General features: G+C 33.9%; 17 protein-coding genes and 3 pseudogenes. 16 read left to right on the forward strand and 4 right to left on the reverse strand.

What is annotated here, in order from left to right:
• Positions 1-88: 88 nt before the first annotated feature.
• From QLH32_RS12445 to QLH32_RS12515, 15 genes are all read left to right on the forward strand, one after another.
• Positions 89-679 (forward strand): LemA family protein, encoded by a 591-nt coding sequence (locus QLH32_RS12445; RefSeq protein WP_279958691.1) that lies wholly within the window; start codon positions 89-91, stop codon positions 677-679.
• A gap of 87 nt (positions 680-766) precedes the next feature.
• A complete protein-coding gene (locus QLH32_RS12450) occupies positions 767-1,759 on the forward strand; it encodes a TPM domain-containing protein (protein WP_432442316.1) in 993 nt (330 codons plus the stop codon).
• Positions 1,753-2,313, forward strand: coding sequence for a TPM domain-containing protein (locus QLH32_RS12455; RefSeq protein ID WP_283266475.1), 561 nt, complete (start codon positions 1,753-1,755; stop codon positions 2,311-2,313). Before QLH32_RS12450 ends, QLH32_RS12455 begins: the two co-directional genes overlap by 7 nt.
• 409 nt (positions 2,314-2,722) lie before the next feature.
• Positions 2,723-3,082 carry a pilin gene (locus tag QLH32_RS12460; RefSeq protein ID WP_432442317.1) on the forward strand — a complete coding sequence of 120 codons (360 nt, stop codon included), beginning with the start codon at positions 2,723-2,725 and terminating at the stop codon, positions 3,080-3,082.
• Between the two features lie 128 nt (positions 3,083-3,210).
• Positions 3,211-5,049, forward strand: a complete 1,839-nt coding sequence (locus tag QLH32_RS12465; RefSeq protein WP_283266477.1) for a hypothetical protein — start codon at positions 3,211-3,213, stop codon at positions 5,047-5,049.
• Positions 5,050-5,147: 98 nt separating this feature from the next.
• A complete protein-coding gene (locus tag QLH32_RS12470; protein ID WP_349307076.1) occupies positions 5,148-5,495 on the forward strand; it encodes a pilin in 348 nt (115 codons plus the stop codon).
• Between the two features lie 10 nt (positions 5,496-5,505).
• Positions 5,506-6,357 (forward strand): glycosyltransferase family 2 protein, encoded by an 852-nt coding sequence (locus QLH32_RS12475; protein ID WP_283266479.1) that lies wholly within the window; start codon positions 5,506-5,508, stop codon positions 6,355-6,357.
• Between the two features lies 1 nt (position 6,358).
• Positions 6,359-7,081 carry a class I SAM-dependent methyltransferase gene (locus QLH32_RS12480; RefSeq protein ID WP_283266480.1) on the forward strand — a complete coding sequence of 241 codons (723 nt, stop codon included), beginning with the start codon at positions 6,359-6,361 and terminating at the stop codon, positions 7,079-7,081.
• A gap of 2 nt (positions 7,082-7,083) precedes the next feature.
• Positions 7,084-8,802 carry an ABC transporter ATP-binding protein gene (locus QLH32_RS12485; protein WP_349307077.1) on the forward strand — a complete coding sequence of 573 codons (1,719 nt, stop codon included), beginning with the start codon at positions 7,084-7,086 and terminating at the stop codon, positions 8,800-8,802.
• 25 nt (positions 8,803-8,827) lie between these two features.
• Positions 8,828-9,727 (forward strand): rhamnosyltransferase, encoded by a 900-nt coding sequence (locus QLH32_RS12490; RefSeq protein WP_283266481.1) that lies wholly within the window; start codon positions 8,828-8,830, stop codon positions 9,725-9,727.
• A 76-nt stretch (positions 9,728-9,803) separates the two neighbouring features.
• A complete protein-coding gene (locus QLH32_RS12495; protein ID WP_283266482.1) occupies positions 9,804-10,844 on the forward strand; it encodes a glycosyltransferase in 1,041 nt (346 codons plus the stop codon).
• 703 nt (positions 10,845-11,547) lie between these two features.
• Positions 11,548-11,982, forward strand: coding sequence for a sugar 3,4-ketoisomerase (locus QLH32_RS12500; RefSeq protein ID WP_283266483.1), 435 nt, complete (start codon positions 11,548-11,550; stop codon positions 11,980-11,982).
• Positions 11,957-13,129 (forward strand): formyltransferase family protein, encoded by a 1,173-nt coding sequence (locus QLH32_RS12505; RefSeq protein ID WP_283266484.1) that lies wholly within the window; start codon positions 11,957-11,959, stop codon positions 13,127-13,129. Before QLH32_RS12500 ends, QLH32_RS12505 begins: the two co-directional genes overlap by 26 nt.
• A gap of 1 nt (position 13,130) precedes the next feature.
• Complete coding sequence (locus tag QLH32_RS12510) at positions 13,131-14,246, forward strand: DegT/DnrJ/EryC1/StrS family aminotransferase (protein ID WP_283266485.1); 1,116 nt, start codon at positions 13,131-13,133, stop codon at positions 14,244-14,246.
• Positions 14,243-15,220, forward strand: a complete 978-nt coding sequence (locus tag QLH32_RS12515) for a glycosyltransferase family 2 protein (protein ID WP_283266486.1) — start codon at positions 14,243-14,245, stop codon at positions 15,218-15,220. Before QLH32_RS12510 ends, QLH32_RS12515 begins: the two co-directional genes overlap by 4 nt.
• Here QLH32_RS12515 and QLH32_RS12520 read toward each other — a convergent pair.
• The 3 genes and pseudogenes from QLH32_RS12520 to QLH32_RS12530 form a co-directional block, all read right to left on the reverse strand.
• Positions 15,217-15,387, reverse strand: coding sequence for a dTDP-4-dehydrorhamnose 3,5-epimerase family protein (locus tag QLH32_RS12520; protein ID WP_283269336.1), 171 nt, complete (start codon positions 15,385-15,387; stop codon positions 15,217-15,219). The genes QLH32_RS12515 and QLH32_RS12520 overlap by 4 nt on opposite strands.
• A pseudogene (locus tag QLH32_RS12525) lies at positions 15,388-16,034 on the reverse strand (transposase).
• Positions 16,035-16,055: 21 nt separating this feature from the next.
• Positions 16,056-17,176, reverse strand: a pseudogene (locus tag QLH32_RS12530) (IS3 family transposase); the annotation flags it as partial.
• Positions 17,177-17,381: 205 nt separating this feature from the next.
• Here QLH32_RS12530 and QLH32_RS12535 point away from each other — a divergent pair.
• Positions 17,382-17,729: pseudogene (locus tag QLH32_RS12535) on the forward strand (helix-turn-helix domain-containing protein); the annotation flags it as partial.
• 176 nt (positions 17,730-17,905) lie between these two features.
• Here QLH32_RS12535 and QLH32_RS12540 read toward each other — a convergent pair.
• Positions 17,906-19,045 carry a glycosyltransferase family 4 protein gene (locus QLH32_RS12540; protein WP_283266487.1) on the reverse strand — a complete coding sequence of 380 codons (1,140 nt, stop codon included), beginning with the start codon at positions 19,043-19,045 and terminating at the stop codon, positions 17,906-17,908.
• Between the last annotated feature and the right edge of the window lie 8 nt (positions 19,046-19,053).

The raw sequence follows: 19,053 nt of genomic DNA on the forward strand, positions 1-19,053 counted from the left end.
AACAAATAAATGTTACACAGCAAACAAAAAATATTATTACAATGATTTTATGCACAAATATAAAGAAGAACTTGAGGATAAATTTTTTATGAAAGTGATCAAACAAACTGCGCTCGCAACTGTATTGGCAAGCACCTTATTGTTCACAGGCTGTGGCTATAACACCTTGCAGGTGAAAGATGAGGCAGTGAATGCTTCCTGGTCTGAAGTACAAAACCAGTATCAACGCCGTGCTGACCTTGTGCCTAATTTGGTCAATGTAGTGAAAGGTTATGCCAAACATGAAGAGCAGGTGCTTACAGAGGTCACGCAGGCGCGTTCCAATGTTGCAGGTTTAAAAGTGGATAAGGAAGTGCTGGAGGATCCAGCGCTGTTTGAAAAATATCAACAGGCACAGAGCCAGTTGACGGGTGCCTTATCACGTTTGATTGCAGTTTCTGAAAACTATCCTGATCTAAAAGCCAATGAACAGTTCCGTGATTTGCAAGCCCAGCTCGAAGGAACGGAAAACCGTATTGCTGTGGCACGTAACCGTTATATTACAACGGTTCAGGACTACAATGCCTATGTCCGCCAGTTCCCGCAAGTGATGACTGCAAAAGTAATTGGGATGAAAACCAAAGAAAATTTTAAGGCAGACTCATCTGCACAACAGGCGCCAACAGTTTCATTTAATTAATCGTTGAAATTGTTTTCGGCTTAGGAGGGGCGTATGTTGATCAAGTTAAAGCAAAAATTAAAATATATTTTAGCCATCATTTTTGCGATGCTTTGTTTTCAACATACAACCTGGGCTGAGATCGCCACTGCGACAGATCAAGGTGATCTAGTGGTTGCTGGAAAAATTATTCAGCAACAGCAGCAACAAAATAAGTCATCGACAACCACAGAACAGCCTCCTGTACTACCTACAGTTGCCAATGATATGGCAGATGGGGAATCTATACGTGGTTTACCCACTTTAAACCAACCTGTGATTGATCAGGCTAAGATATTGAACGAGGCTGAAATACAGCAACTCAATCAAAAAATTCTAGCGCTTTATCAACAGGGTAAAGCTCAAATTGGTGTCATTATTGTACCCACCACAGGTCAGGAAGCGATTTTTGATTTTGCCTTGCGCACAGGTGAAAAATGGCAGCTTGGCTCAGCAAAACGTGATAATGGCTTGCTGATGACAATTGCGGTGAATGACCGTAAAATTCAGATATTGACGGGCTATGGTTTAGAAGGTGTTTTACCTGATGTGGTGCTCAGCCGTATTATTCGCAACCAAATTACGCCTTCATTTAAACAGGGACTATATGCACAGGGAATTTCAGCTGGACTGGATGAAATTAGCCGTATTGTAAACCTTGACCCTGAAATTGCCCAACAGGCTGCACAAGAACTTAAGGATCGGCATGACCAAGCATTACATGAGCAGCAAGCTAAAGACAACACATTGACTATGGCACTCTTTATCCTGATTGCTGGTGTTGTAGGTTCATTTATTGTGGGTAATCGTTTAAGTGCTTCCACTGCCGCTGTGGCAGCAACTGTTGCGGGACTGGTCAATGGTGCTGGTCTTGTGATGAGCCTGTTATTAGGTATCGGAATTTTCTTTCTACTGATTACTTCATTGGCACAGCTTATTTTTCAAGCCTTTTTGTCAGGTGGTGGACGAGGGGGCGGTGGAGGAGGCTTTGGTGGTGGCAGCGGAGGTGGTTATAGTGGTGGCGGCAGTTTTGGTGGGGGAGGAGCATCAGGCTCATGGTAACAAAGACAGATACAACACAGATTATTACCCAGCCTAAACTGGATGAGCATGTTCAACCAAGTTTAAAGCGTTGGTTTAAACACTTCCTTTATATATCTTCCACGCATCGTTATTTCAATAAGCAAGATAGAATGCACATAGCCAACGCTGTGCAACAGGCTGAAAAAGGTCATGTCGGTGAAATTCAGGTAGTGATAGAGGGGCATATTCCTTGTTCACAAGCCTATCATCAAAATACACGTTTACGTGCTCAACAACTTTTCGCTGAGTTGGGGGTATGGGATACCGAACTCAATAGTGGTGTATTACTTTACTTAAACCTTTGTGAGCGCAAAGTTGAAATCGTGATTGATCGTGGCTTAAAACATGCGACACAAACCGAGACGTGGAATAAAATTTGCCAAAACATCATCGTTACCTTAGTCCAGAAAGAATACTTGCGAGCTGTGACTAATGGTGTGAATGAAATTGGGCAAGTATTGGATCAATACTATGTAAAAACTGATCTACAAGATCAAAATGAACTACCTAATGAGCCTATTATACTGAAATAAATTGATTTCTTTGTTATTGTTTTTGGAATGAATTGTAAATATACTGATCTGTATATTTAAAGTTCCATTGAAAGGATGCTTTCTTTATTCCGATAAACGGTTGATTAAATTTTTAGCTTTATAAAGATTTTTTTTGTGATTTATTTCGCTCATTTTTAAAACAATTCGAAAATAATCAAGATTGATTCGCTACTACTTTAAAGATAAAAAGCGAAAGTTGACATTTTTTGTCATTTTATTTCTTCTTATGTCAGTATTGGTTTATATGTGAGCAAATAGAATATTCTTTAAGTCTCTGTTTTTTTGCGTTAAAATTGGCTAAGCTAAGGATTGGCATAGAACATGCTAAATACAAAGTAGCTCGAAAGGCTTATAAAAATTTATACATTGGAGAAATGTTATGAAATCAATGCAAAAGGGTTTTACTCTTATCGAATTGATGATCGTTGTAGCGATCATTGGTATTTTGGCTGCGATCGCACTACCTGCTTATCGTGACTATATGCAACGTTCTGCAAACAGTGCATGTTTAGGTGAGGCAAAAGCATATATGGGTACAGCCGTAGCAGACTCTGCTGATTTACGTACGCCATCTAACCCTCGCTATTCTGCTTGTTTGGCTAGTAGTGCTGTTACGGGGGCTAGTGCTCGTACTGCATATACGGGCGGTACTAACGTTACTTTCATTCCGCAAACTCGTGGTAATGCTGCTATATTGAAAAATACGATTTGTAATGGTGCTACTGGTAGTTGTAATCTAGCACCATAATTATAGTTTATATGTAATTTTATAAAAAGCACTTTAGAGTGCTTTTTTTATTTCTGTTTAAAGTAATAAATTGCTTTATTTTAGCTATAGATTCCAGTTTTTATAAGATTTTATTTAGGGATATTTAAATGCGTTTTACCCTTACAACTCTTGTGATTGTACTATTTGTTATTATTTTATTTTTACCTGGGTTGAATGGGGGGTTTTTATTGGATGATGGTATTAATATTCTTTCAAATTATGTTCTTTATATTCACGAATTAAATATTGATAATTTAATTTATGCTGGGCTAAGCTTTCATGATGGTGATGGGACCCGAGCCTTGCCGATGGCAAGCTTTGCTTTTGATTATTGGCGTACAGGCAGTATGGATGCAGGTGCGTTTAAAGCGACGAATATCTTTATTCATGCGATTACAACATTTTTTCTGGCTTTTTTCTTTAGACAATTATTATTACTTGCAAAATGGACTCCACAACATGCAGCATGGGGGGCTTTGATCCTCACTCTACTATGGGCGGTTCATCCGTTACAGGTTTCCTCGGTTTTATATATTGTACAACGTATGCAAACTATGGCGACTTTATTTGTTGTGTTGTCGCTTTGGACGTATCTGTTGATGCGACAAAATCAGATTGCTGGAGGACGAGGTCGCATTCAAGGTATAGGGGTTATTGTATTTTGGTTCCTTGCTTTGATTTGTAAGGATGATGCAGTGTTATTGCCTGTATTCACATTATTATTAGAGTTAACCGTATTGCGTTTTCAGGCTGGACAAGCTGTTGTAACGAGAGGTTTAAAGCAGGGCTATAGTCTTTTTGTGGTTCTAGGGATCGTCGCTTATTGTTTTGTGATTATACCTAAATATGGTTGTTGGAATATTTGTTCAGGACGAGATTTTAATAGTGGAGAGCGTCTACTCACTCAGGGTCGAGTTTTGATGATGTATTTGGGGCAGATTATTTTCCCCTTGTCTGACCGTTTGCCTTTTATCTATGAGGATTATCCTGTTTCACGTAGTTTGTTGCAGCCTTGGACGACCTTACCGTCTTTATTTATCATTGCAGTTTTGATTGTGTGGGCTTGGTGTTGGCGACATATCCGCCCTTTATTTGCATTTGGTGTGTTATTGTTTTTTGCAGGCCATCTTATTTCCAGTAATATCATTCTATTAGAATTAGTTTTTGAACATCGTAATCATTTTCCAATGATAGGTGCTATTCTTGCGTTAAGTGATTTGATCTTATTGATTTTCCAGCGCTTAAAACTTAAACAACAAGTAATATATGGTGTATTTGCAGCTATTATATTGTTGTTGGGAACAAGTACTCTGTATCAGACCTATATTTGGGGAGATGCTGCACGACTTGGGCAAAAACTGACAAAATTGTCACCAGCATCTGTGCGAGCATGGACTCAGTATGCGGCAGCTTATTTTGATCGGTATAATTTTACCAAGAATCCTCAGTATTTAACTTCAGCAATTTCTGTCACAGAGCAAGCACTTCAGCATGTTAGCTCACCTTCATTAACTGCAAATATTATTATATATAAATCTATTTTAGGTACGACAGAAACACGAGATTGGCAACGTTATCAGGATAGTTTGCGTGCTACATCAGATAAACGTGTGAATAAACAGTCATTGGATGCTTTGTTAGATAACTTTATGAAAGGTTATGATATTGATGAAAACAGATTGCTTGAATCAATGGATGTTATTGAAAAAAAAGAAAATGTGGATGATTTATGGTATTTTGAAGCTGCTAATAAAGTCTATAATAGCAAGCGTCGTGATCATGCAATTGTATTTTTTAGGAAATTTGTCGACGTGTCAACTGTAGATGAGCCAACGGTGAAAGCACTATTGGATGGGTTGACTGCTGGTGGATATAAGGAGTGGGTAAATGAGTTACAGGAGATAAGAAAGCACAAATCTGAGAAAAATGGTGAGTCTAATTTTTAGCATATTATGCTCAATTTTGTCGGTTTTTATGATTGGTATAATAGTTGCTTGGTTATCGATATCGTTCTAAATATTGATAAATAAATGGAGTTATGATCATGCAAAAAGGTTTTACTTTAATAGAGTTAATGATTGTGGTGGCAATTATTGGTATTCTTGTTGCAGTAGCTTTGCCTGCGTATCGTGATTATATGCAACGTTCCGCAAATAGTGCTTGTCTCGCGGAAGCCAAAACGTATATAAACTCTGTCGTGGCAAATTTTGCTGATAATATGGTTGCTCCTACCTATGTTTCTTCTGCTTGTGCCAATGGTGTTACTCCTACTGTGACTGATTATCGTACGCATGGTTTGGTCACATTTACAGCACAATTACGAGGTAATGCATCATTGCATCAGGATACTGAATGTAATGTTGGAACTGGAGCCTGTCAGTTAGTTCCTTGAGTCTAGAAAAATGCTTATATCGATTGTTCTACCCGCTAAAAATGAATCTGCTGCAATTGGGCAGACAATTGAGAAAATTAAACTATTATCTATTATTAATGAAATTATTGTTGTTAATGATGGCTCAATGGATGATACAAAGGAAGCTGCAGAAAAAGCTGGAGCAAAAGTGGTTTCTCATCCCTATTCAAAAGGAAATGGAGCGGCGATTAAGACAGGCGCAAGAGCAGCGACAGGTGAAATCATTATATTTATGGATGCTGATGGACAGCATGACCCACAAGATATTCCTAGGCTGCTTGAAAAAATTGAGCAAGGCTACGATCTAGTTGTGGGGGCAAGACAGAAAGGATCTCAGGCAAGTGTTGGTCGTGGTGTTGCGAACAAGCTTTATAATAATTTAGCGACTTATATGACTGAACATCTTGTAGAGGATTTAACCTCTGGCTTTAGAGCAGTAAGAGCAGAAAAATTTAGAGAATTTTTATATTTATTGCCTAATGGTTTTTCTTATCCTACTACAAGTACAATGGCTTTCTTTAGGGCGGGCTATTCCGTTGCCTATGTGCCTATTCATGCTGCAAAGCGGATTGGTAAAAGCCATATCAATCCAATGAAAGATGGCATTCGATTTTTTTTAATTATTTTTAAGATAGCCACACTTTTCTCGCCATTAAAAATGTTTTTACCAATATCTGTTGTTTTATTTTTAATGGCAACAGGCTGGTATGGTTATACATTATATGAGTTTGGTCGTTTTACAAATATGAGTGCTTTGCTCTATACAGGTAGTGTTATGATTTTTCTAATGGGTCTTATTTCAGAACAAATTACAGCCCTAATGTATAAAGATGAAAGTTAATATGCAGCATATTAGAAAACCCCATGTTTTTGCAGATAACCGAAAGAATAAAGCAGCTAAAATTCAGAAGGTTATTATGTCTGTAAGAAAATTCCAGCAACAGGATTCAATTCTTGAAATTGGTACAGGGAGTGGAGGGATTGCGGCATATTTTGCTGAACAAGATATGCAGTTTAATGTGCAAGCTGTTGATATAATTGATAGTCGTGTATTTAAAGAAAGCTACCAATTTCAGCTGATTGATGGGACAGCTTTACCATTTAAAGATGAAAGCTTCGATATTGTGATTACTAATCATGTGATAGAACATGTTGGTGAAGATGAAGAACAGTTTCATCATCTTTGTGAAATAAAACGTGTCTTGAAAAAGGGTGGGATCGCTTATTTGGCTGTGCCGAATAGATGGATGTTAGTTGAACCTCATTATCAGTTAATTTTTTTAAGTTGGTTACCGAAGAAACATCGTTCAAGGTATCTTAAAAGAATGAGAAGTATTGATTTTTATGATTGTGAACCATTGGAAAAAAAGCAACTTGAGAATTTATTTAATAGAGTAAGATTCTCTTATAAGAATCAAACAATTTTAGCACTTAGAATTATACTGCAAGATGAAAGAGAAAGTAATAGATTTTTATATTTTATATTTTTGTTTATTCCAGATTTTATTTTAAAAATATTATTAGGCATTATTCCAACTTTAATCTATACAATGAAAAATGAATAGGAATGAATGTGCTTAAGACTTTACTACAACTCTGGAAAATATTAACTCCTCTTGATAAGCGTAAATTATTATTAGTGCTTATATTGGTTATGGTTATGGCATTGATGGAGGCAGCTGGAGTTGTATCTATCATGCCCTTTTTAGCTGTATTATCAAACCCCAATATAGTTGGAAATAATTCAATTTTACAAAAAATATATTATTTATTATCAAGCCCAAGTTCACAACGATTTATCATGTATTTGGGATTTATATCTTTAGTTGTGGTTTTCTTTTCTACATTTTTTAAAATTCTGACACAATATACTTTAAATCGATTTGCAAGTTTACAACGACATTATTTTTCTACTCGTTTGTTAAAAATATATTTACAGCAAAATTATGAATTTTTTATTGGACGAAATAGCTCGACTCTTATTAAGAATATTTTATCGGAAGTTGATCAGTTAATTGGTGTAATGATTCTGCCTGCATTAAACTTAATCTCATATGGTTTAGTCGTATTTGCAATGGTTGGTATTTTGTTACTTTATAACCCTATTATAGCAATTCTGACGGCATGTGTATTGAGTACATTCTATTTCATTATTTATTATTTAGTTCGTAAGAAATTAGATTATATTGGTGCAAGCTTCATAGAAGCGAATAGTGAGCGATATCAATCCTGCCAAGAAGCATTAAATGGTATTAAAGATGTAATTATTAATGATGCAAAACAAGGATATTTAGATAATTTTGAGTCATACTCTCGTGTTTTTGCTCAGCATATTGCAACACGAGATACATTGGGGCAAATTCCGCTCTATATTATTGAATCAGTTGGTTATGGTTGCTTAATTATTCTTGCAATTATTTTAGTGATATCTGGTAAAGATGTATCTCATATTTTACCTATTTTGGGGCTGTATGGCTTTGCGGCATATAGGATGTTACCTGCAGCACAGAATATATATCGTGCAATTACACAAATTAAATTTGCTCAGCATATACTTAATCTTTTGAAACCTGAATTTGAGTTAGAAGCTCATAATAGAGCTATGCTGCTCCAAGAGCAAGGTCTAGGCTTTAATCGTAAAATTTGGATAAATAATATAAAATTTGCCTATCCTGAAAGGTTGGATCAGCCTGTATTGCAAAATTTTAGCTTGAGTATTAATAAGAATAATAGCATTGGCATCGTAGGGAAAAGTGGTAGTGGAAAAAGCACATTGATGGATATTATGCTGGGTTTGTTACGTCCTCAAATTGGTGATGTGTGGATTGATGATATTAAATTGACAGAACAAAATATATATCTTTGGTGGAAAATAGTAGGATATGTACCACAAAGTATTTATTTAGCAGATAAAACAGTTGCTGAAAATATTGCCTTTGGTGTACCTAGATCAGAAATAGATATGCTACAGATTGAGAATGTAGCGAAACAGGCGCAAATTCATGATTTTATTGTGCAACAATTACCACAAGGTTATAGCACAGTAGTGGGAGAGCGAGGCGTTATGCTTTCAGGAGGACAAAGACAAAGGATTGGAATTGCTCGTGCATTGTATAGAAATCCACAAGTTCTATTTATGGATGAGGCAACAAGTGCACTAGATACAGAAACTGAACATGCAGTGAATGAGGCAATCCAAAGCTTGAGTGGTAAAAAAACAATGATCATTATTGCACATAGGGAAAGTGCAGTGAAGAACTGTGATTTTATTGTTTATTTGCAATGATATACAAAATTTAGGTCTTATGGACATGGCTAGGAATAATAAGATTGCTGCTATAACAGTTACGTATCATCCTGATCTTCAGTTATTAAATCAGCAGATAGCTGAGCTACGTGATTATATGTGGATTATTTTTGATAATAATTCAAATTATGATGAATTAGCTAAGATAGAGGATATGATTGAAAGTAGACCTTTTACTTATTTAATTAAAAATAGTGAAAATGTGGGGTTAGCTGCTGCAATTAATATGGCTATAGATTTTATATCTCATCAGAATGTTGATATTGATTTTATTTTGTTATTAGACCAAGATTCTATTCCATTGGGAAATTCTATTGAATTATTAAAAAAAGCATTCTGTAAATTAGAAAAAGAAGGTATGCCAGTCGGTTGTGTTGGTCCACAGCTAGTAGATATTCAAACAGGATTACAATATGGTTTTCATATTATAAATAGAGGAATGTGGAAAAGGTATTTTCCTGAAAATTTAAATCTTACGCCTCTTGAATGTTCTAGCATTAATGGTAGTGGAACTTTTATGAGATTGGATTTATTTAAGAAGATTGGTGGTCTAAAAGGAGATTTTTTTATTGATCATATTGATACAGAGTGGTCTTTTAGGGTTATCAATTGTGGTTATAAACTTTTTGGAGTACCAGAAGCTGTTTTTGAGCATAGAATGGGAGAGCGTAGCCTAAGTTTCTGGTTGCTTGGCTGGAAATTTTTACCTTATAGATCTCCATTAAGGCATTATTATTTGTTTCGTAATAATATAAGTATGTTATGGTATGGTTATGTACCAGTAACATGGAAATTTTGGTCAATTATAAAGTTGATTTTTACAATCTTGGTTTATATAGTATTTGATCGTAATAGAAAACAGCAATTGATGAGCATGTTTAAAGGTATTAAAGATGGAATGTAGTTTTTAGTAGTACATTTAATTTTGTGTGTATGATTTATTGAATTAAGAAATTATATTTATTTGAATGGAGGATTATATGACTTGTGTTAGTGTGATTTTGCCAAATTATAATCATGAAAAATATTTAGAGGAAAGAATTGAAAGTATATTAGCACAAACATTTCAAGATTTTGAACTAATAATAATGGATGATTGTTCCACTGATCAAAGTATTAAAGTATTGGAAAAATACAAGTATCATCCTAAAGTTTCACAATTTATTATTAATAAGACTAATACAGGTTCTACATTTTCACAATGGAATTATGGGGTAAGTTTAGCAAAAGGAAAATATATCTGGATAGCGGAGTCTGATGATATTGCAAAGGAAAACTTACTTGAGTCTTTAGTTCTTGTTCTAGATAAAAATCCAGATGTAGTCTTAGCATATTGTCAGTCTCTGCAGATAGATGAACATAGGGTGATTAATGGGAGCTGGTATGAATGGACTAAAGTATTTGGTGAGAAAAATATTTTCTCTGAGGCTTTTATTATGAATGGGGAGGAATTTATTGAGACTTATATGTTATATAGAAATGTTATTCCTAATGCAAGTGCTGTGATTTTTAGAAAAAAAACTTATAATGAAGTAGGTGGTGGGTTGCCATTATTGCGTTATACTGGAGATTGGTATCTTTGGGTTAAGTTATTATCGAAAGGAAATATTTTCTTCTCAAATAAGGAATTGAATTTTTTCAGAAGACATCAAACAAGCGTTATTTATAAAAGTGTATTAAATAATAGTAAGCCAGAGTTGGTTTTAAAATCTAATTTAATGTTAAATAAATTTTTATTGGATTTTTTTACATGTTTTAATAATGAGAAATTGAGATATAAGTATTATGTATTATATAGATTTTCTCAGGCTAATTTTTTAATATTGTCAATTATGTTTATGAGATTTAGTTTGCTTATAAGGGAGAAAAAAAATGCCGAGTTAAATAATATTTCTATAATGTACTATGTATTTATACTGCTTGGTTATTATTTCTATAATTTAATTAGGTTTATTTTTAAAATGAAACTTTTAGAAAAAGTGTATTTCTATTTAGGCTATTTTAAAGTGTTTAGTAAATAGGGTGTTGGTAGTGTCTCAAAAAGTAATTGATGTTATAAAAGGAGGCAGTGAAACTAAATTCAGTTGAATTTCTTTCATTGACATAGTGTAAGTATCAAGAAGAATGAAATTAATACCAAGATGAACAATAATCGCTATAAAAACTATGCCCGATATTCACTGGTGTCCCCAATTAAGCTATCTAGATTACCACTGACCTATTAATTAACACTTCTGCTGATGCTATGACATTTTAGATATTTATTAGAAATAAGTATTAAACATTGTTTACAATAGTTTAGAATGAGCGAGTAAAGAAATTGTTGTTTTGATTGTTAGGGATAAACAAGAGGTAGCCATAGCTCAAAGGATCAATTGGAATACTTATCTATCCCTTTGAAAAATTAGTGAGTAATTATTGGGAAAGTTCTATATGGTAGGTGAGGGTAGTCATTAGTATTATAAGATGGAAGAATGGAAAATTATTATTTTTACATGATTTTTCTTTATCATCTAAAAACCTTTAACTTAGGTTTTTATTATACAATTAGGATTATACGTTTAGAGCAAAAACTATCAACTTGCTTTTTAGAATACCCCTATAGAATTTTCTGTTGGAGGCTGATGTTGAGAAAATTTATTTAATTGACTTTAATGGAATTTCCCTATTCTGAAAAAAATAATGTATATTACTATACGGTTAACGGATACAATATAAACTAACATGGAAAATTATCAAAAACCTTACCTTATCTCATTTGATGTGAGAGGTGATGAACGTGGTTCTCTTGTTGCAATAGAGAATCTAAAGAATATTCCTTTTGAAATCAAAAGGATTTATTATATTTTTGATACAAAGAAAAAGGTTAGAAGAGGATTTCATGCTCATAAAATACTCAAGCAGGTTTTGATCTGTGTTAGTGGGTCATGTCAAATCTTGTTGGATGATGGTAAAAGTAAACAAACTATATTTTTAAATACACCACAAGAAGGGTTGTATATTGAAGGATTAGTTTGGCGTGAAATGTTTAATTTTTCTATAGATTGTGTATTGTTAGTTCTTGCTGATGATGTTTATAATGAAACAGATTACATTAGAGATTATGAAAATTTTAAAGAAAATGTGAGAGAAAATGATAGCAATTGCTGGAAAAAATAATATTGCAATTTATGCATTAGAAATTTTTACTAAATATTATGGTCATAGTGAAATTATTGCTATTCCAAATAAAACTGATAATGGCATAGATTCATGGCAAAAATCTTTTGTAAAAAGAGCATTAGAGTTAAATGTAGAGTTATCTCCTTTAGGTAATGTAGATCCTAGAGATTTAGATGTTTTAATTTCTTTAGAGTATGACAGTATTATAAAAAATGAATTTCTTGATATTGATAAAATATATAATATACATTTTTCAAATTTACCTAAATATAAAGGAATGTATACTTCTATTTTTCCTATATTGTTTAATGAAAATTGTGGAGGTGTGACTTTGCATAGAGTTGATTCTGGTATAGATACAGGAAATATTTTAGATCAAACTATATTTAATATAAAAAAAACTGATCGTTCACAAGATTTATATGCTAAGTATATAAGAGAGTCCCAAAACTTATTATCTCATAATTTTAATAATATTATTAATAATAACTTTAATGAGATTGTTCAAAAAAAAGAAGAGTCTTCATATTTTTCTAAAGATTCTATTGATTTTATTAACTTGAAGATCAACCTTAATGCAACAGCATGGGAGGTACAAAGACAGATCTATGCTTATAGCTTTAGAGTTTATCAATTACCTAAAGTATTTAATAAAAAAATTGTTGAAGTTGATATTTTAGATGAAAAAAGTAATAAAAAATATGGAACAATATTAAGAGAAAGTGATTTTTATTTTGATATAGCAACGATTGATTATGATATTAGGTTGTATTTTGATAATATTGATAGAAATTTAGAAAATATTAAATTTTGTAAAAAAAATGAAATTGAAAATTTAATTAAAGGCATGTGTGGTGTGCATGATAGAAATGGAAAAGGTATCTCTCCAATTCTCATAGCAACATTGTCTGGAAGAATTAGTCATATAGAAAAGCTATTAGAAATGAATGCTAATATAAATGATATAGATTATTGTGGTCGATCAGTATTAATGTATGCAGCTTATTTATGTGATAAAACAAAAAACTATGATGTATTGAAATTTGTTTTAGATCAAGGTGCAGAAATTTCGCATCAAGACTTTTATGGTAAAAGTGTGATTGAATATCTTGGTAAAAATAATATGAAATATTTAGGGATTTAACATGACTATATCATTTTTAAATTTACAAAAGATAAATCAAAAATATCGAGCTGAACTAATGGAGGCTTGCGCTCGTGTTATTGATTCAGGTTGGTATATTGATGGGAAAGAACTTGAACAATTTGAACAAGATTTTGCAACCTACTGCGGAGCACAGTTTGCAGTAGGTGTTGCAAATGGTTTGGATGCCTTAACACTGACTTTGAGGGCATGGAAAGAACTTGGAAAACTCAAAGATGGTGATGAGGTAATTGTCCCTGCAAATACCTATATTGCTAGTATTCTTGCGATTAGTGCCAATCAATTAATTCCTGTATTGGTTGAACCAGATCCGCAAACATTTAATATTGATCCGAAAAAAATTAAAAATGTGATTACAAATAAAACTAGAGTGATTTTAGTAGTACATTTGTATGGGCAACTTGCCGATATGCCAAGTATTTTAGAAATTGCTCAACAAGAGAATTTACTTGTCCTTGAGGATTCTGCACAAGCACATGGAGCAGAGCTTAATGGCAGAAAAGCAGGAAATTGGGGAGATGCATCTGGTTTTAGTTTTTACCCAGGGAAAAACTTGGGGGCTTTAGGAGATGCAGGTGCAATCACGACTAACGATGAAGAGTTAGCTCATACTCTAATCGCTTTACGTAATTATGGTTCATATCGAAAATACGAAAATCTGTATCAAGGTGTAAATAGTCGTTTAGATGAGATTCAGGCAGCGATCTTAACTATTAAATTGCGACATCTAAATAAAGAAATTGCATACAGACGTAAAGTTGCACAGATGTATTTAAGTGGAATTAAAAATTCTTTAATTCAATTACCATTAGAAAATATTAATGCTAAAGCCTATAATGCTCATGTTTGGCATTTATTCGTGATCCAAACTGAACATCGAGAACTATTACAAGATCATCTCAACAAACATGGTATTCAGATATTAGTTCATTATCCCATTCCACCACATCAGCAACAAGCTTATAAAGAATGGAATCAACATAGTTATCCAATCACAGAAAGAATGCATCAAAATGTATTGAGTTTGCCTATTGGATTGCATTTAAAACAAACAGATATTGAATATATTATTCAGACGATACAGGCATTTCAATGAATCAAACTGTTATATATCATAGAGAAGCTCCGTCTATCACGATTTTTCTATTTGCATATAATCAAGAAAAATATGTACAAAAAGCTTGTGAGGCTGTTTTAGCTCAGGACTATCAAGGACATCTGGAAATTATTTTTTCTGATGATTGTTCTAGAGATAATACATTCCAGATAATGTCTAAAATTGCGAAAAACTATACGGGCACACATGTCTTGCGCTTAAATCGCAATCCACACAATATGGGACTAATCCCTCATATCAATTTAATTCATCAGTTAGCTACAGGAGAGTTACTGATTGTTGCAGCTGGCGATGATATTTCCTTAGCTAATCGGGTAAGTGAGATTGTGGAAGCCTATCGTCAAGCAGAGCAACAGCCCACATCTATTCATTCTTCGGTATATAAAATGTCACCAGAAGGTGAGGTTTTAGACATTTGGATACCACCAATTCACGACTTACCCAAGAAATTAGATGTATATGCATTAAGTAGTTCATTATTAATTGGTGCAACACATGCATGGCATAAAAGTTTATTTGATCGATTTGGAGATATTCAACAATTAGGTGCTTATGAAGATTTAGTGCTTGCGTATCGTAGTGCCTTACTCAATGGCTTGGTTTATATCGACAAACCATTAGTGAATTACCGTTTAGGTGTTGGTATTTCTGGTGCAGGTAAACAAGAAGCTCAAGATAATAAAGACCCTCAAATTTTTAAAGGAAAACTTTTGAGTGAGTTGAAAATAAAAATTCCTGTCTTAAAACAACGCCTTATAGATAGTAAGCATATCCAAGCACCTCAAAATATTATTACACTAATACAAGATGAAATTTATCGTAGCGAAATACAAAAAAAACTGCTTACAGAGGAGGGGAATTTCTTTCAGCAGTTATACTGTGCTATATCGGTTTCATTCATGATCTACTTTCTTCGAGTTTGGTTTAGATGGGTAAGAAAAGGTCTACGCTAAATTAACAGATTATTTAATGATTGAGCCTGTAGATTTTTATCACTGATAAGTAGTTGCTTCAGTGATAATTCGACTGTTTTCCAATCGATCCCCAACTCTGGATCATTCCAAACAATTGACTGCTCACTTTCTTTATTATAGTAATTTGTTGTTTTATATAACCTCAGTTACGGATAAGCCAAAGAATTAACCACATGAATTTGAGGCTTATTCTTCTGACAAAGTTGATAAGCACATAAAGAAGAAAATACACCTGATAAGAAACCCGCAATTGAACGATGTTTTCCTGTGACCAAATGGTATTTTTCTTTCAGTAAACCTATTAACGTTTCAATTCTTTTTCGTTGGCGTAAGTGAAATTCATCAGAAAATGGTAATAGCATAACTTTCATATTCTTTCTAGGATAGGTAATTAAATCAATGCCTTGCTCTTTAAGAGTCTCTTTTAGTGCTTGGCTGATATATCCCCGATCACCATAGACTCTTGCTGATGATCCATCAACAGGTGTAATTTACAACCATAAAACCACCCCATAGAACTTTTACCACGAGAAGCAATATCATCTAAAGCATGATGTTCTTTAGGAATTCTTTTATTTTTACATACAGGTAAAGGTGTCGAATCAATCCATAGATATGAATCTTCCTTATGCTGATTTAACGCATAATGCAAAGCATGAATCGCAAGCTGATGTTGATTGATAAGAGTAAGTATATTTTTATAACAAGGTAACTCTTTAAACAACCTGCTTTCACATTGACATAGAAGTTGGAAAAAAGCTTTAAAGTGAATAGCCACCAAAAATTTAGACACGCATAGCCCGATTGAAATGGGCTTTTCATACTCTAATGGAGAACGTTGACCATTAGAACCATGTCTGCGTTTTGAATTGTAGAACATCTCAATATATTCAAAGATATCAGTTCTCGCTTCAGACCTAGTTGTATAAATTTTCTTTTTAATACGTTCTCGCTTTAACAACTGAAAGAAGCTTTCTGCAACAGCATTATCATAACAGTTGCCTCGTCTGCTCATACTGCTTTCAAGATTATGATGCTTCAGAAAGGTCTGCCATTCATGACTAGTGTATTGGCTGCCTTGGTCAGAATGGATCAGTACCTTGTTCTTTGGATTCCTTCGCCACAAAGCCATCAGTAATGCATCTAACACCAGATCTGTTGTGATTCTGGATTTCATCGGCCAGCTAACAACAAGACGTGAAAATAGGTCAATCACAACTGCTAGATATATCCATCCTTTATGAGTACGGATATAGGTAATGTCAGTCACCCACAGCTGATTAGGCTGAGTTGGATTAAATTGTCGATCCAAAGTATTTGCAGCAACAATAGCAGGTGTTCCAGCAGGTGATCGTGGTCTACGATAGCCTCGCTGTGATTTAAGCCCATTGGCTTTCATCAGACGATAGACACGATTAATTCCACAGTGTTCACCAATATCTTTTAAATCACAGTGAATCTTGCGATAACCGTAAATTCCACCTGATTCTAGCCAAAATTGTTTAATCACCCCTGTGAGCTGTTGCCGTTGTTTAGCCGTTTTACTCATGGGTTGCTTCAGCCAAGCATAATACCCACTATGATGAACTGCCAAAGTCGAACATAAACGACGAACAGGCCATATATGCTGATTGTCCTGAATAAAGGCATACCTCATTGAGACTGGCTTGCGAAGTATACCGCGGCCTTTTTTAAGATATCTCGCTCTTCAGTGACACGTTGTAATTCTTTACGCAGTTTGGCAAGTTCAGCGAGTGAAGCATTAGCTTCTGTAATCGCTTTGGGCTGTTGCGGATCATAGCGTTTAATCCATGCATACAAACTATGGGTGGTGGTTCCTAATCGTGTAGTAACATCAGCAACGCTATGACCTTTCTCTGTCACTTGTTTGACTGCTTCAATTTTGAATTCTTCTGGGTATCTTTTACTGCTCATAAGCACCTCGTTTATTAGTCATTTTATCTAACTTTAAGGTGTCTATAAAATTGGTAACTATTCATACAAACATGGAAAAATAAATTAAAAAGTAGATCAATTGAATTGTATTAGTTCCGACCTGATTTGACACAGGTCTTGAAAAAGAAGAAGTTACCGATTTTGATTAAAGGTGTCGAATCTCAATCAATAAAGGTAACTTCTAATGTTGCATACCAACAATCAAATTATTAAACATAAAGTCGGCCCGCTCAATCTGACTGAAGAACTTCAGAATGTATCGAAAGCCTGCAAAGTGATGGGTGTTTCCAGAAATACCTTTTACCGCTATCAAGAACTCGCCAGCACAGGTAATGTTGATGCCTTAATCAATCGGAGTCGTAGAACTCCCAATCTCAAGAATCGTGTAGATGAGCAAACAGAACAAACTGTTATTGATTATGCAATAGCGTATCCAGCTTATGGTCAACATCGCACCAGCAATCAACTACAACAGGTTGGTATCTTTGTATCTGGCAGTGGTGTGCGTTCTATCTGGCTTCGTCATAACTTAACTTGATGGAAAACACATTTGGGCTGAAAAGAATTTAGCTCAAATTTAACCTGACAGCCTAGATCAAATATCGGTAACTGTCAGATCTGGTTTGAGTTAGTACCCCATCACCGCCTATAATTAAGTTTTTCATTTTTCTCATAAAAACTACACGTCTTTTCTTTGAAAATTTTATATCATATCTGCTCTAAAATTTTATTAAATTTCTCTAATAGATGATGCCATGAAAATTGTTCTGCAAAATTTTTGCACTGTATCTTATCAATAGAAATTTGATCGTGTAAAAATTGAATTATAGTATCCGTTAAATATTTATAATCCTGATTTTCAATTAAATAACCAGTTTTCCCATTTTGTACAGCATCAATAATACCACCTGTAGCGAAAGCAATCGTAGGCGTACCGTGAGCAGCAGCCTCAATAGTAACCATGCCAAAACCTTCAGGGTCATCAGGAATATATTTAACAGGGAAAATATGTAAGTCGGCTAAATAATAAAAATTTGATAAAATTTCATCATCATTAACATTGCCTATAAATATAATATTATTTTCAACTTTATGATTTTTTGCTGTAGATAATATGAGTTCTTTAGATTGTAGATTTTTATTTAATGATTGTTTAGGAGTGTCGCCAATAACAACTAATACGGTATTGGAAATCTTTTTTACAATTTCAGTAAAGCTTAAGTCTATAAATTCATTTAATCCTTTTCTTTGAGTTAAACGACCAACAGAAATAAGAATTTTTTTGTCATGTAACTGATAGCGATCTTTTAATTTTTGTAATAAATCCTCATTTCTTTGGGGAGCTGGATAACTGACACCTGGATGGATAATAGAAATTTTTTCCTTTTTAATTCTTTTTTTTATACAAATATCATAAGTTGGTGAACTATTGGCAATAATTTTATTCGCATGACTAATAAAAGGAACCCATAACCAATTATAGAATAAATGGTCTGTACCTATATCTAGACCATGAATATAAACAATACTTTTTTTACGAAAAAATTTTGCCCAAAAAACAGCGATTGGTGCAGTTAAGCCACTACCAGCAAATAGAATATCTGGGCGTTGTTTTAGACATATCCAAAAAGTCTTAAAAAATGCTAATATTAAAAAAAAGGGGAGAGGATTTAAATTAACACCATAGAATATAATTTTAGAAGGAACTACTTGTCTGGCCTGATGATGACTGAGTAAGAGTACTTGATGATCTTTGGAAAGTTCATCTACAATATGCCAGTTTAAACGTTCCATTCCACCAATCAATGGGGGAAGATTGCGTGTAATAATTAAAATTTTAGGTTTCATAATACATT

This window comes from Acinetobacter corruptisaponis, from assembly GCF_030053775.1.
Classification (GTDB): domain Bacteria; phylum Pseudomonadota; class Gammaproteobacteria; order Pseudomonadales; family Moraxellaceae; genus Acinetobacter; species Acinetobacter corruptisaponis.